The 14,393-nt window shown below is 66.1% G+C and carries 13 protein-coding genes; 7 read left to right on the top strand and 6 right to left on the bottom strand.

Annotated elements, in window-relative coordinates; genetic code table 11:
• Nucleotides 1–401: 401 nt before the first annotated feature.
• A complete protein-coding gene (locus tag BN1233_RS12550; RefSeq protein ID WP_046863820.1) occupies nt 402–707 on the top strand; it encodes a hypothetical protein in 306 nt (101 codons plus the stop codon).
• A gap of 206 nt (nt 708–913) precedes the next feature.
• On the opposite strand, the gene BN1233_RS12545 is transcribed toward BN1233_RS12550, so the two are convergent.
• Nucleotides 914–2,056 (bottom strand): NAD(P)/FAD-dependent oxidoreductase, encoded by a 1,143-nt coding sequence (locus BN1233_RS12545; RefSeq protein ID WP_046863819.1) that lies wholly within the window; start codon nt 2,054–2,056, stop codon nt 914–916.
• Between the two features lie 229 nt (nt 2,057–2,285).
• On the opposite strand from BN1233_RS12545, the gene BN1233_RS12540 reads away from it, so the two are divergent.
• From BN1233_RS12540 to BN1233_RS12525, 4 genes are read left to right on the top strand one after another with little or no spacing between them, the layout of a single operon-like run.
• Nucleotides 2,286–4,352, top strand: a complete 2,067-nt coding sequence (locus tag BN1233_RS12540; RefSeq protein WP_046863818.1) for a hydantoinase/oxoprolinase family protein — start codon at nt 2,286–2,288, stop codon at nt 4,350–4,352.
• A gap of 5 nt (nt 4,353–4,357) precedes the next feature.
• Nucleotides 4,358–6,346 carry a hydantoinase B/oxoprolinase family protein gene (locus BN1233_RS12535; protein ID WP_046863817.1) on the top strand — a complete coding sequence of 663 codons (1,989 nt, stop codon included), beginning with the start codon at nt 4,358–4,360 and terminating at the stop codon, nt 6,344–6,346.
• Nucleotides 6,343–6,660 (top strand): (2Fe-2S)-binding protein, encoded by a 318-nt coding sequence (locus tag BN1233_RS12530; protein ID WP_046863816.1) that lies wholly within the window; start codon nt 6,343–6,345, stop codon nt 6,658–6,660. Before BN1233_RS12535 ends, BN1233_RS12530 begins: the two co-directional genes overlap by 4 nt.
• The gene (locus BN1233_RS12525; RefSeq protein ID WP_046863980.1) at nt 6,651–8,036 is read left to right on the top strand and encodes an FAD/NAD(P)-dependent oxidoreductase; all 1,386 of its coding nucleotides are present in this window, start codon (nt 6,651–6,653) and stop codon (nt 8,034–8,036) included. The genes BN1233_RS12530 and BN1233_RS12525 overlap by 10 nt, the downstream gene beginning before the upstream one ends.
• A 16-nt stretch (nt 8,037–8,052) precedes the next feature.
• On the opposite strand, the gene BN1233_RS12520 is transcribed toward BN1233_RS12525, so the two are convergent.
• Nucleotides 8,053–8,958, bottom strand: a complete 906-nt coding sequence (locus BN1233_RS12520) for a LysR family transcriptional regulator (protein ID WP_046863815.1) — start codon at nt 8,956–8,958, stop codon at nt 8,053–8,055.
• Between the two features lie 114 nt (nt 8,959–9,072).
• Nucleotides 9,073–9,339 (bottom strand): hypothetical protein, encoded by a 267-nt coding sequence (locus BN1233_RS42835; RefSeq protein WP_052763771.1) that lies wholly within the window; start codon nt 9,337–9,339, stop codon nt 9,073–9,075.
• On the opposite strand from BN1233_RS42835, the gene BN1233_RS46840 reads away from it, so the two are divergent.
• Nucleotides 9,338–9,736 (top strand): hypothetical protein, encoded by a 399-nt coding sequence (locus BN1233_RS46840; RefSeq protein ID WP_147707175.1) that lies wholly within the window; start codon nt 9,338–9,340, stop codon nt 9,734–9,736. The two genes, BN1233_RS42835 and BN1233_RS46840, sit on opposite strands and share 2 nt — an antisense overlap.
• Before the next feature lie 57 nt (nt 9,737–9,793).
• Here the strand turns inward: BN1233_RS46840 and BN1233_RS12510 are convergent, their stop codons facing one another.
• Nucleotides 9,794–11,119: an NAD(P)/FAD-dependent oxidoreductase gene (locus tag BN1233_RS12510; RefSeq protein ID WP_046863814.1), complete on the bottom strand. Its 1,326-nt coding sequence runs from the start codon at nt 11,117–11,119 to the stop codon at nt 9,794–9,796.
• Between the two features lie 261 nt (nt 11,120–11,380).
• Between BN1233_RS12510 and BN1233_RS12505 the strand changes: the two genes are divergently transcribed.
• The gene (locus BN1233_RS12505; protein ID WP_046863813.1) at nt 11,381–11,863 is read left to right on the top strand and encodes an Lrp/AsnC family transcriptional regulator; all 483 of its coding nucleotides are present in this window, start codon (nt 11,381–11,383) and stop codon (nt 11,861–11,863) included.
• Nucleotides 11,864–11,872: 9 nt separating this feature from the next.
• On the opposite strand, the gene BN1233_RS12500 is transcribed toward BN1233_RS12505, so the two are convergent.
• Both BN1233_RS12500 and BN1233_RS12495 read right to left on the bottom strand, forming a co-directional pair.
• Nucleotides 11,873–13,540 carry an ABC transporter ATP-binding protein gene (locus tag BN1233_RS12500; RefSeq protein ID WP_046863812.1) on the bottom strand — a complete coding sequence of 556 codons (1,668 nt, stop codon included), beginning with the start codon at nt 13,538–13,540 and terminating at the stop codon, nt 11,873–11,875.
• Entirely contained in the window at nt 13,540–14,391 is an 852-nt protein-coding gene (locus BN1233_RS12495; RefSeq protein WP_046863811.1) for an ABC transporter permease, read from the bottom strand. Before BN1233_RS12495 ends, BN1233_RS12500 begins: the two co-directional genes overlap by 1 nt.
• Nucleotides 14,392–14,393: the final 2 nt, after the last annotated feature.

Here is a 14,393-nt window from a genome sequence, read left to right as displayed (position 1 = left end):
GGTAGTCGTGCGCGATCACCGAGAACAGCCGGTTGTCAGGGACCATCGGTCCACTCCAATCGTACGGGATCACCGCATGCCAGGAGGGTCTCAGGGCGGTGTGGTCGTCACGTCCTCTGGCGGCCGGCGTGGTGGATCGCCCTGCATTCGTTCGGTGTTCGGAAGTCCTTGCTTCGGGATGTAGAATCGTGTGGCGAGCTGACCTGCAGAGGTGCGTGCCGCGCCTTTCCGCTCGGCCGTTTTCCTACCCGGAGACAGAAAAGCGCTGCGCGCTGTTCATAGAGCGCCGTGTATAAACCAGGCCGGCGTCAAGGCGAGCCGGCTAAACCCCTCGGACCGCCAAACCTGATCAAGTCGCAGGGCCGCGGGCACCGAACCACAGCGGAAACATGGATTGACCAATGTTGCTCTCGAGGGCACGGGCAATAGCCCGCGTGACAAATGACGAGATCGAGGCAAAGGCCAAGGCCCTGTGCGCCGGCGATGGCCTCGATCCAGACCTGAACGTGACGCATGCGTACGGCGACGACTTCACTACCCAGGAGTGGGAGTATTGGTGGACGTCCAACACGGCGATCACCTGTAAGCCGGTGGTCAGCCCGATGTGGAGGCTGTTCCGCGCCCGCGCGCTCGTCGAACTGTCGCGCCAGCAGAAGGTGGTTGCATACAGCGGCAATGTCGTCCCGTTCAGGAGGTGCAAGGGTTAGCTTTGTGCATCCGCGGTAGCTATGGCGGATGTGGGTGATAACGGTTTGAGCACGGAAGCGTATCGCGGCGGGTGTCGAGCCTGCCAGAGCCTCTCGAGGAGCGCGGTTCGCCACGACCGAGACAATCAACGTTGTCCGCCTGCCTCGAGCAGCGGACCGAAAAGGGAAATCCACTTTTCGGCTCATTCCGATGCTTCGGCAGCTGCTCACATCGCGGCCGAACTTTCCCCGTTCACCATAAGGGTGAAGCGCTCAATTCGGAAATCGTGGAGAGGAATCTCAGTGTCGCCCATTGCGATGAGCTCAGCCATGGTCTCGCCCACCCCGGGGCCGAGCTGGAAGCCGTGCCCGGAGAAGCCGAAGGAGTGGAAAAGGCCCGGAGTCGTCGCCGAAGGTCCCATGACCGGCAGCATGTCGGCGAGATAGCCTTCGCAGCCCGACCAGGTCCGGATCACCGATACCTTATCTAACGCCGGGAGCAACTGCCGTAACGCGCGAAGCTGAAGCGGCAGTCGTGCAGGATCGGCCTTGGCGTGGCCGGGGTCGAGAGGCACGTCGACGCGCTCTGCCGCTCCGCCGAAGATGATATTGCCGCGCTCAACCTGCCGGAAATAGGCATCCATGCCGTGCCGGCGGGTCCAGATGCCGACGACGGGCAGGACGCGATGGGGCAGGGGCTCGGTAACTCCCATCTGCGGCCCCCGCGGGGTGAGCGGCACCGGCTCGCCGAAACGGGCGGCGATCCGGGCGCCCCAGGCCCCGGCGGTGTTCAGCAGCCTGCCCGCTTCGAAGCTGCCCTTTGAGGTCGTGACGCGGAAGCCGGCGGCAGTCGTGTCGATGCCGCCGACCTCGCATTCCTCGATGATCTGCGCGCCCAGGCGCTGTGCCGCATCAGCGAAGGCCGGCGCGATCAGGCGCGGATTACCGGAGCCGTCCTGGGGCGAATAGGAGGCCGCGATCGCACCGGGGCCGAGGCCAGGAAAACGCGCATGGATCTCGTTGGCACCGAGTTCCTCGAGCTCCAGGCCCCAGGGACGCGCCGCCGTGGCGTAGGCGCGCATGTCTGCCAGGGCATCCTCCTCGAAGATGAGCCTGAGATGGCCGGCAACGCGGAATTCGACATCTCGGCCCAGCATGCGTTCCGCTTCGCCCCAGAGAGTGCGGGAGCGATGCGCCAGCGGCAATTGCGTGAGATGCCGGCCCGTCCGTCGGATGTTGCCGAAGGATGCGACGGTCGCCCCCGTCCCGACACGATGGCGCTCGATCAGCGTCACACGCAGGCCGCGCCGCGCCAGGAAGTAGGTGGCAGCGGTCCCCATCAGGCCGCCGCCGATCACGATGACATCCATATCCGCCTCGCGCCGCGCCTTGGCGGCAGATCGCTTATCGGCCGAGCCTGCCGCGCGCCGGTGCCGGGGTCAAAGATGCGATGGTGTGAAGGCCATAAGCGCCGCCTATGGGAAGCGCCGGGAAGGCTCCCCGACCGGTATAAGCCCCACTTATGATCGAACTCCGCTTGGCTCTTGGACTGCTGTCCCGCGCCATGTCAGCTTCCGGCCTACAGCGAAAGGATCGGACATGGATGGTGTCACGGAGCTCGAGACTGCGGATTGGAAGATCGGCGTCGATATCGGAGGCACCTTCATCGATTTCTGCGCGCTCGAGACGCGTACCGGCCGCGTCGCATCCCTCAAGGTGCTGACGACCCCCAACGACCCAGGAGCGGAGGTGATGACAGGCCTCTCGCTGCTGGCCGAGCGCGAAAGCCTCAATCCTGCGGCGGTCACCCGCTTCGTCCACGGCACGACCGTCGGTGTCAACACCATCATCCAGCGCAAGGGCGCGCGGCTGGCGCTCTTCACGAATGCCGGGTTCGAGGATGTTATCGAGCTCGCCCGGCTGCGCATGCCCGAAACCTACTCGCTGTTCTGCAGCCGTCCCGAGCAGCTCATCACCCGCGACAAGGTTTTCGGCATTCCCGCCCGCATGCGCTCGGATGGCTGCGAGACGACCAAGCCCGATCTCAGGGCGGTCGCGGCGGCGGTGGCGTCGGCGAAAGCGCAGGGCGCGACAGGGATCGTGGTCGCATTCCTGCACGCCTGGCGCGACGGTTCGCAGGAAGAGGCGGTGAAAGCCGAGATCGTCCGTCTCGCGCCGGAGCTCTTCGTCTTCACTTCCGCCGAGGTTTGGCCGGTGATCCGCGAATACGAGCGGACGACGACGGCCATCCTCAACGCCTATGTCCATCCGCGCATCGCCGACTACCTGACGGCGCTGGAGAAGCGACTGGCGTCTCGCGGTGTGCCCGCTCGCGCCCTCCTGACCAAGTCGAACGGCGGCGTGATGAATGCTGCCGAGGGCAAGCGCGCCTGCGTCTCCATGCTGCTCTCGGGTACAGCCTCGGGCGTGATCGGCGCGGCCTGGTTCGCCCGGCAGGCAGGCGAGAATCGTGTGCTGACGCTGGACATCGGCGGTACCTCGGCGGATTTCGCCTTGATCATCGACGGCGAGGCGCAGTTCGGCACCGGCGAGATGATCGGCGAGTTCCCGCTTTACATTCCCTCCGTCTCGGTGAGCTCGATCGGCATCGGCGGCGGTTCGATTGCCTCCGTTGACGGGCAGGGCGTGCTGCGCGTCGGGCCGGAATCGGCCGGTTCCACGCCGGGGCCGGCCTGCTACGGGCGCGGCGGCGAGCAGGCGACGGTCACGGACGCCATGGTGGTCTGCGGCTGGCTCGGCCACAGCGAGATGGCCTATGGACAATTGCGCATGGATGTCGGCCTCGCCCATGCCGCCGTCGGGCGCCTGGCCGAGAGACTCTGCCGGCCCGTCGAGGATACGGCGCAGGCCATTCTCGACGTCGCCGTCTCGGAGCTGTTCGTCGAGGTCGAGAAGCTGTCATCGCGGGCCGGTGTCGATCTGAAAGATTTCACGTTGATGCCGTTCGGCGGCGGCGGTCCGATGCTGGGCGCCTTCCTCGCCCGCGAGCTCGGCATGACGCGGCTCATCGCGCCGCGCCGCCCCGGCGTTGTCTCCGCCTTGGGTGGTCTCGTCGCTGATCTGCGCGGCGATCTCGTCCGCACGCTCTTCGCCGAGCTTTCCGCCGCGGTGCTGCCGAAGCTGCGGGCGGCCTTTGCCGCCATGGTAGAGGATGGACGCCGCTGGCTCGCCGCGCAGGGCCATGCTGGTCCGGCCGATCTCAGGCTCTCGGCCGATATGCGCTATGTCGGACAGAGCTACGAGATCGAGGTTCCGCTGCAGGCTGCCTGGCTGGAGGCAGGTGATCCGGAAGCGATTGCGCGCGAGTTTCATCGAACGCATGCCCAGATCTACGATTTCGACGACCCGGACGGCCGCATTGAGATCGTCAACCTGCGCCTCTCGGCCATCGGCGCCGGCCCGGCGCTAACCTTCCCGGAGGCCGAGGAGGCTGATGCGGAAGCAGTGCCGGAGCGCGAGATCGAGATCCACACCGGTGGTGCCCGGAAGGCTGTCGGCCTCTATCGCCGTAGTGATCTGCAACCCGGCAGCCGCTTCGCTGGACCGGCCGTCGTCGCGCAGCAAGATACTACGGTCGCGATCCCGGCCGGTGCCAGCGCCCGAATCGACCGCCACCTCAACCTGCACCTGACTTTCGCGGAGTGATGCCGATGTTCGACCGGATGAAGCTGCAGGTTCTTGCCAATCACGCCCGCGCTGCGGCCGAGAACATGGCGCATACGCTGCACCGCACCGCCCATTCCGCCTTCGTCAAGGAGACGGAGGACTTTACCGTCATGTTGATCAGCCGACGCGGCGACACCTTCGCGGTGCCGATGGAGCTTGGCGCGACTTGGTATCCGGGGCTCTCCTACGCACCGGCACTCGACATGGTCGAGGACTACAGACCCGGCGACGTCGCCTTCACCAACGATCCCTATTCCTGCTTCGTCGCTACCCATGCACCCGATACTCATCTCTGGAAGCCGGTCTTCCACGACGGCGAGATCGTTGCCTGGACCGGGGGGCACATCCACAACACCGACATGGGCGGTGCGGTGCCCGCCTCGCTCTCACGCGCCCTGACGGAGATCCATCAGGAGGGCATCCGCTTCCCGCCGATGAAGCTCGTCAACGAGGGAGTCTTCGACGAGAAGCTCCTGAAGATCATGATGACCAATGTCCGCAAGCCGGACCTGAACATCGGCGACATCAAAGCACTGGTCGGCGCGCTGAACACCGGCGAGCGCAAGGTGCTGGCCATGATCGAGAAATTCGGCCGGGAGGCCTTCCTCGAAGGCGTCGAGGCGCTGCTCGATCATGCCGAGGCGCAGGCGCGCGAGGTACTGCGCGGGATGCCGGATGGGACCTGGGAATTCGCCGACTACGCCGACGAGGATTCCGTCGAGGCCAATCCCTGCCGCCTCAAGCTCAAGCTGACTATTCGCGGCGACGAGGCAGTGCTCGACTTCACGGGCTCCGATCCGCAACTCTCTTCCTCACTCAACGTACCGACCGGCGGCAATCCGCGGCACACGATCCTGCTGGTTGGGGTCTATTACGTTCTCTACACGCTCAACCCGAAGATTCTGCTCAACACAGGGCTGACACGGCCCTTCACCTGCATTGCGCCGGAAGGCACGGTGCTCAATCCCGTCTTCCCGGCCGCGGTCGGCATGCGCTCGCTCACCTGCGCGCGGCTGCGCTCAGTGATCTTCGGGGCGTTCTCGCAAGCGGTGCCGGAGCGGCTGCCCGCCGCGCCGGCTGGCAACAACTGCATCGTCAACGTCATGACGACGGACGAGCGCACGAGCCGCACCGTCATTGCCGCCATCAATCCAGTGGTGGGCGGCGGTGGCGGCATGCCGCACCGTGACGGCACCAACGGCTCTGGCGCCGATGCAGCCTATCTCAAGAACACGCCGATCGAGATCACCGAGACCGAGACGCCGGTCGAGTTCGTCAAATACGGGCTGGCGAAGGACAGCGGCGGCGCCGGGCGTTGGCGCGGCGGGCTCGCCACCGAAATGGCGTTTCGCGTCTTCGCGCCGGACAGCCGTATCACCGCCCGCAACCGTGACCGCAGCTTCTTCCGCCCCTGGGGGGTGCTCGGCGGCCGCGCGGCGGGGCTCTCCGACATGGTCGTCAATCCCGGCCGGCCCGACGAGCGGCGGCTCGGCAACATCGACACCGCCGTGCTGCAGCCGGGCGACGTGCTCGAGATTCGTTCAGCCGGCGGCGGCGGCCGGGGCCATCCCTTTGACCGCGAGGCCTGGCGGGTCGCGGCGGATGTCGCGCGCGGCTATGTCTCGTCCGAGGCGGCCGAACGCGACTACGGTGTCGTCATCCGCGACGGCGTCGTCGACGAGGCAGCGACGGAGACCCGTCGTGCGGTGCGTCCGCCCATCGAGGGCCACTTCCATTTCGGCCCTGAGCGCGACGGCTTTGAGGCGCAGTGGACGCCCGACGCCTATGATCGTCTGACGACGATCCTCTCCGGCCTGCCGATTCACTGGCGCTTCTTCGCCAAGACCGAGATCTTCCGCCGCATGGAGGGCAGGATCGGCGCGCGCGGCGTCGCCGAAGCCTTCGCCGAAGTGCGCGCGCGCTTCCCGGAAATGCCCGACCCCCGAACTGCGCTTGCCGAGGCTGCCGAATGAGCATGGCATCGGGCGTGGCAGGGGGGCGTCTAATCCGCCTCGCGGAGACGGATCGCGCTCCGATGCGCTTCTTTCTCGACGGGACGATGTGTCTGGGACTCGCGGGCGATACGGTCCTGAGTGCGATCCTTTCGGTCTCGCCGATGCTGCGCCGCTCCGAGTTCGGGCCTGAGGCCCGTGCCGGTTTCTGCCTGATGGGAGCCTGTCAGGATTGTTGGGTCTGGCAGGAGGACGGGCCGCGCCTGCGCGCCTGCTCGACACCCTTGGCCGAAGGCATGCGCCTCCTTACCGACGCGCCGCGAGGCTGGCCGTGAGCGCGGGCGGCAAGACGTGCGTGGTCGTCGGTGCGGGGCCAGCCGGCATCCGCGCAGCCCAGACGCTGGCGGCGGCCGGGCTCGTGCCCGTCATCGTCGACGAGGGCGCGCGTGCGGGCGGACAAATCTATCGCAGGCCGCCGGCAGGCTTCACGCGGCCGGCCGAGTTGCTCTACGGATCAGAGACGGCGAAGGCCGTCGCGCTGCACGCGACCTTCGATGGACTGCTAGCGGCGGGGAGCATCGTCCATCATCCGCGCAGCTCCGTCATCGGCATCGCGGATGGGCGGCTTCAGGTGCTCGACGATTCCGGGTGCCGATGGCTCGGCTATGACCACCTGATCCTCGCGACGGGCGCGATGGACCGCATTATGCCCGTTCCGGGCTGGGAGAATCCGGGGGTCTATGGACTCGGTGCGATGCAGATCGCGCTGAAGGCGCAGGGCGCGGCACTCGGCCGGTGCATCGTTCTCGCGGGATCCGGCCCTCTGCTGACTCTGCTCGCGATGCAGTTGCTGAAGGCGGGCGGCGAGGTCGCGGCGGTGCTCGATACGGCGCCGATGAGTCAGCAGTTAGGCGGTTCCCCGGGTTTGTCGGCCCGGCCGATCTTCGCCCTGCGGGGGCTTGCGATGCGGACGCGGCTTGCCGGACGCTACCATGCCGGTGTTCGGCTCGATCGGATCGAGGCCGACAGCCGCGGCCCGGTCGCCGTCCTCTGGCGTGATGCCTCCGGCCGCGAGCGGCGCTTGGCCTGCGACGCAATCGGGCTGGGTTGGCATCTGCGTGCCGAAACCCGACTCGCCGATCTGGCTGGCTGCGACTTCGCCTATGACGAAACCTGGCGGCAATGGCTGCCGCGAGCGGACGCGATGGGGCGGGCGCGGCCGGGCGTCTATCTCGCCGGGGACGGGCTCAGGATTCTCGGAGCGGACGGTGCGGAGATAACCGGGCGCCTCGCGGCGGCGGCGTGCCTCCAGGATCTCGGCCTACCGGCTCCCGATAGTGCGGCGGACCTCTACCGGCTTCGCCGGCTGGCGCGTTTCGCACGCGGCATCGCCCGGGCCTTCCCGTGGCCGGCGGAGAGGGCGCCCGAGCTGCCGGACGAGACCGTGATCTGTCGTTGCGAGGGCGTGACGGCGGCAGCGCTGCGGGCGGCCGTCGATTTCGGCGGCGGCGAGGTCAATCGCGTGAAGTCGCTGGGGCGCGTCGGCATGGGGCGCTGCCAGGGGCGCTATTGTGAGCTCGCGGCCGCCGAGCTCGTCGCGGCGCAAGCGGGATATGGCAATGCACGAGAGGCGGGCCGGCTGCGGGGTCAGGCGCCGGTGAGGCCAGCGCCGATCGCCTCCCTGCTTCAGGACGCGACCGACGATCGGTGAAGCGATCGCGTATGGCTCACGCGGCGCCGGGAACAGGTCGGTCGAAGTCCCGGCAGGCGTCGCGCAGGCACTCGCGCATCAGCTCATGACTGGTGGAGAGCATCCGGCTGTTGCTGGTCAGGATGGCGATCGGAACTTCGATCCGGGGTTCGAACGGTCGGGTCACGACGCCGTTGAACTGCTCCCAGGGCAGGAGTCCGTCGACAATGGCGATGCCAAGCCCGTCGCGCACATAGGGCAAGGCCGTGATCGAGAGATCGATCTCAATCGCTGGCGCGTAGGTGAAGTCTTCGGCTTCGGCCGTCGCGGCCAGCAACCGTCCAGGCAACGTATCCACCCGATAGGAGATCAAGGTCTCGTCGCGGATATCGGCGAAGCGGACGTGGTCGAGCGCTGCCAGCCGGTGCCCGGCCGAAACGACGCAGACTAGGACGGTACGACCGACCGTCTCGATGTGGACGCCCGGATGCGGCAAGTTGTTCATTGTGATCCCGAGGGAAACCTCACCGTTACGCAGCATCTCGACGATGGCGAGCTGCGGCGCGATGAGCGAGCGCACGACGATCTCCGGATGGGCTTCGCGGAACATGGTCAGCGCCCGCGGCACGATGGACATGGAGGGCGGAGCGGAGGCGGCCAGCCTGACGAGGCCGGTACGTCCGTGCCGCATGTCGACCGTCCGCCGTCTGAGCGCGTCGAGTTCGGCAAAGATATGCTCGGCCTGGGAGTAGAGCTCCTCGGCCTCTTGGGTCGGCACCAACCGGCCGCGCACGCGGTTGAACAGTTTGAAGCCGAGCTGATCTTCGGCGTGAAGCAGGATCTGGCTCAGGGCTGGCTGCGAGATGTTGAGCATCGCCGCAGCGCCGGTGACCGTGCCACAGCGCATCAGCGTGCAGAAGACTTCGAGTTGGCGCGCCCGCATCGGTCATTTCATCGCCTGCGATAGCGCAGACATCGCCGCCTGCGGCGAGGATGTCCAGGCCCTATGTTGAAGCAGAAAGGCTTCACCGGCACTCGAAAGTGGCCGCGCGTCTGCTCAGCCGTACCGAGAAAGAAGCCGAAGGATCGTCGCCGTCCGGTCGTCAGCGCTGATCCCGGCGATCCAGCATTCCGTAGAAAAGCACGGCCAAGAGAAGGAACCAGGGCTTGCCGTGGTGAGGGGCCCGCTGCGGAAAGGCAGATCGGCATAGGCGCTCGGCTCTTCGGTGATACCGAGTGCGCGCTGCGCGATCTTGTGCCCGAACCAACTCGCGCGCGCGATGCCGGTGCCGTTGTAGCCCCAGGTATAGATAAAGACCTTCATGCTCGCCGAGATGCGGCAGCATATCGAAAGTGAAACCGGTCTGTCCGTGCCAGTAATGGGTGATCGGCGTCTGGACCAGCTCCGGGAAGACCTGAAGCATCTACTTGCGCAGATGAGCGGCATTGGCGTGGACGACGATCTCGCCCGTCACCTTGAGCACTCGCCTCCGAAGAGGATTCGCGTTCCATCGGGGGGAGGGGCAATCATAGGTCACGATGCGTTGGCTGCCTGCCAGCATGCGGCGCTTCGGCATGAGGCGGCTCATGACCGCAGCGTGGACTGCGGCGGTGGGGATGATGCGCCGCTGCAGGAAGGGCAGGAGCGCTCCGGTATCGCCCGAAGCAGCATCCGTACCTTCCCGGGCGAACAACAAGACGGCTTCATGCCGGAACCATAAGACGGGCTTATGCGGTCCGGCGCGGAAAGCTCCACGGCGCGACCATGTCCGCTCAGTCTAGAATTCCGCCACCTTGCCGAAAGCGGAGCCCTCCAGCCGCTCCGGCCGGTAGGGTGCCGGATCGACGATCGGCTTCGCCCCGGTCACGATGTCCGCGATCATGTGCCCGGCGCCTGGGCCGATGCCGAAGCCATGGCCGCTGAAGCCGGCCGCGAGGATGAAGCCGGGCAGGCCCGCGAGTTCCCCAATCGCCGGCACGCCGTCCGGCGTGCTGTCGATGTAGCCGGCCCAGCGCGCCGCGGCCGGAACCGATTTCAGGGCTGGCAGAAGGCGCAGGGCCCGCGCATGGGTCTCGGCGACCTGGCGCGGATCGGGCGTTGGGTCGAGGATGCGGTTGGCCTCCATCGGCGTCGGCGCATCGAGCCGCCAGCGCGCCAGCGTCTCATGGCCAGCCCTCCAGCCGTCGAGCCCACCGATGGCGAGGCTGCGCCAGCGCCGCAGGAACATCGGCACGAACTGGCCGGCGAAGCGGAGCTGCTGCGGCGTCGGATCGACACGAGCGCCGCCACTGATCGCCAGCGTATAGCCGCCGTCGCTGCGGCGCGTCACCGACACCTCCGTCGTATGCAGGGCGTCCGGGATGCCCGATGCTCCGGGAGCGACGGACAGAATTGACGATCTTACAGAAGATTGCGGAAAACGGATGCCGAACTGGTTGAGGAAGGACGAGGCCCAAGCCCCGCCCGCATGAATGACGGTCGAGCTGCGGATCCTGCCCTTCTCGGTTACGACGGCGGCGGCGCGCCCGCCGGCCGTCTCTATGCCGCGCGCGGCGCAGAACTGGTGAACGGTTCCGCCAGCCTTCAGGATGCCACGTGCGATCACCGGCGCAGCCCGGGCCGGATCGGCAGTGCCATCCGTCGGCGAGAAGACTCCGCCCTTCCAGCGCTTGCCCGTCGCACTCCCGCGGTCGGAGGCTTCCTCAGCCGAGAGCATATGGGTAACGACGCCTTGCCTCGCCGCAAAATCGCGCCACTTCGCCCAGCCAGCGAGTTGGGCGTCGTCGTTGCTCAGATACAGCAGGCCGCAGCGTCGGAAGCCGAGATCTTCACCGATCTCCGCAGCGAAGCGGTCCCATAGGGCGAGGCTTTCCGTCGCCATCGGCAACTCGCGCGCGTCGCGGTTCTGCTGCCGGCACCAGCCCCAGTTGCGGCTCGACTGTTCGGCACCGATCCGCCCCTTCTCCACGAGCGCGACCTTCAAGCCACGCCTGGCAAGATAGTAGCCCGTGCAGACACCGACGATGCCGCCGCCGATGACGACGACATCGGCACTTTCGGGAAGAGTGTGGCTGGTCTCGATCTCGAACAGTGGTGCGGGCATCACGGTCTCCTTGCGGAAGCGAGACTATCCTCCGGAGAATAGGCGCAGGCACCGCAGATTGGATTGGGACGGCATTTCCTTTTGCTTCGGCGGCCCGATTTCGCGATGGTCTTCGTGCAACGTCTCTTGGTTGCTGCCTTTTGTTCGCGGCAGTATCTGCTGCCGGATTGCCGGCCGCGTCGGTTTGCGGCATGGTTGCGGGCCGAAGCCAAGCCCACGTAGGTCCAGAGGCAAAAGGACATCGACCTAGGCAGAGCCTGCATGAAGCTCGATCAGATCGACATCAAGATCCTCTACGAGCTGCAGAAGAACGGCCGGATCACCAATGTCGAGCTGGCGGAGTTGGTGAACCTCTCGCCCAGCCCGTGTCTGATGCGCGTCAAGAAGCTGCAGCAGGAAGGCTACATTACGGGCTATTCCGCCCGCATCAACATAGGCAAGCTCGGCCAGACCCTGACGGTCTTCACCGAAGTCACGTTGAAGAATCACCGGCAGGTCGATTTCGCCCGCTTCCTTGCCGCCATCGAGAGGCTCGACCAGGTCGTCGAATGCCATCTGGTCTCTGGCGGCTACGATTATCTCGTGAAGTTTGTCACCAGCGGCATCATCGAATACCAGACGCTGATGGAGCGGTTGATCGACCTCGACATCGGCATCGACAAGTACTTCAGCTTCGTCGTGCTGAAGTCGCCGATCGTGAAGCCGCACATGCCGCTGACGAGCCTGTTCCCGACCGCCTCCTGAGGCAAACCATCAACGCTTCGTGAAGGTGGCGACGAGCTCCGGATCGCGCTCGAGTCGGTCGAGCCAGGTTGGATCGAGCTTCGGCACCGACGACATCAGCAGCCGCGAATAGGGATGGCCGGCGGCGCTGCCCACCTCGGCGGCGGGCAGCTGTTCAACCTTGCTGCCACGATACATGACCGCGACCTCGTCACAGATGGATTGCACCGTCGTCAGGTCGTGGCTGATGAAGACGTAGGACAGACCGAGCTCCCGCTGCAGGTCCTTGAGCAGCTCGATGATCGCCGCCGCGACCACAGTGTCGAGCGCCGAGGTGATCTCGTCGCACAGGACGAGCTCGGGCTCGGCGGCGAGCGCGCGGGCCAGATTCACGCGCTGCTTCTGCCCGCCGGACAGCTCTCCGGGAAGCCGATGCTTCAGGGCGCGCGGCAGATGCACCAGGTCGAGGAGGCGGTCGATGCGGGCGTCGCGGGCGGAGCCACGCAGACCATGATAGAATTCGAGTGGGCGGCCGAGGATTTCCTCGATCGATTTCGCCGGGTTGAGCGCGGTGTCGGCCGACTGGAAAGCGATCTGGAGTCTGCGGAGTTCGTCGGGGCTGCGGTCGCGCGCCAGCGGTGCCATCTGCCTGCCGTCGAAATAAATGGCGCCGGACGAGGGCGGGATGATGCCGGCGATGGTGCGCGCGAGCGTGGATTTGCCACAGCCAGATTCACCGATAATGCCGAGATTGCGTCCACGTTCGAGCCTGAAGCTGACCTTGTCGACCGCCAGCAATAGCGGTGTTCCGTCCGCACGCGGTTTGCCGTAGCCGGCACTGACGGCTTTGAGTTCCAGAACGGGTCGTGAAGTGGCGTCCTCCGCTGTCGCTGCCTGCGCCGCGAGCCGGTCGGGCGGGGAAAAAGCTGCGAGCAATTCCCGCGTGTAGGGGTGCTTCGGCGCGGACAGGATCTGCGTCGTGCTACCGATCTCCTGGATTTCACCGCCCTTGAGAACGACAATGCGGTCGGCGATCTGGGCGACAACCGCAAGATCGTGCGAGACATAGACGCCTGCCATCCGGCTCTGGCGCATGACGGCCTTGAAGGCGCGCAGGACCTCGATCTGTGTAGTGACGTCGAGAGCCGTGGTTGGCTCGTCGAAGATTACTAATTTCGGATCGCCGATCAGTGCCATCGCCGCAGAGAGGCGCTGCAACTGACCACCGGAGACCTGGTGCGGATAGCGTGCGCCGATCGTCTCAGGCGAGGGCAGGGACAGCGCGCGAAACAGCTCCACTGCCTTGGCTTCGGCCTGAGCGCGCGGCATCAACTCGTGGATGCGGGTGATCTCGATCACCTGGTCCATAATCCGCTGGGCCGGATTGAAGGCCGCGGCCGCACTCTGCGGCACATAGGCGACTGCACTGCCGCGGATCTTTACCCGCTCGGTCTCGGGCAGGCTCGCCATGTTGTGGCCGTCGATGTGCACGCTGCCACCGATGATGCGGCAGCCAGCGCGCGTATAGCCGAGCAGCGTGAGTGCGATCGTGGTCTTGCCCGAGCCGCTCTCTCCGATGAGTGCTACGATCTCGCCTTCGGCGATCTCGAAGCTGACGCCCTTGATGATCTCGACCCGCCGGCCGGAATCGGTGGTCGCCTCGACCTTGAGGTCGCGAACTTCGACGAGCGAGGTCATCATGCGCTCCGGTCGCGGATCTTTTGCGGCAGATTGTCGATCAGCAGGTTCACCGCGATCGTCAGGCTGGCGATGGCGAAGGAGGGAGCCATCACCGCAGGTGCGCCGAACGGCAGGCCGCCGATGTTCTCGCGCACCAGAGCGCCCCAATCGGCATCGGGCGGCTGCACGCCCAGGCCCAGGAAGGACAGTCCCGAGAGCAGCAGCACAATGAAGACGAAACGGATACCCACATCGGCGAAGACAGGGCCGATGATGTTGGGCAGAATTTCCGCTCCGATCAGATAGCGCAACTTTTCGCCCCGGATACGAGCGACGGTCACGAAGTCCATCGTGTTGACATTGACCGCCAGCGCACGGGCAAAGCGGTAGGAGCCAGGCGTGTAGATCACCGCGAGCGTCAGGATCAGCACGGGGATCGAGGAGCCGACGCCTGCGACCACCACAAGACCGAAGAGCTTGCTGGGGATCGAGTTTAACGCGTCGAGAAAACGGCTCAGCGTTGTATCGAACCACCCACCGCTGACCGCCGCAGCCATGCCGAGCGTGACTCCGGTCGTGCAGGCGATCAGCGTCGCCGCGAGCGAGATGCCGACCGTGTAGCGTGCGCCGAACAGGATGCGCGAGAGCATGTCGCGTCCAAGATAGTCGGTCCCGAGCGGGAACTGGGCGCTCATCGGGCCGAAATAGTCGATATCGACCATATCGCCGACGCCGTGCGGCGTCACATAGGGCGCGAGGATCGCGATCGTCGCCCAGGCCAGAACGATGACGAGGCTGATCCAGCCGGTGAGGTTGAACCGGTAACCCGGAAGTCGCGGCCTAATAAGGGTGGTTGCGTTGGTGGCCATGG

It is taken from the genome of Microvirga massiliensis (assembly GCF_001006805.1).
In the GTDB taxonomy this organism is placed as follows: domain Bacteria; phylum Pseudomonadota; class Alphaproteobacteria; order Rhizobiales; family Beijerinckiaceae; genus Microvirga; species Microvirga massiliensis.
The sequence above is the reverse complement of the archived record's forward strand: the minus strand, read 5'-3'. Positions and strand labels throughout refer to the sequence as shown.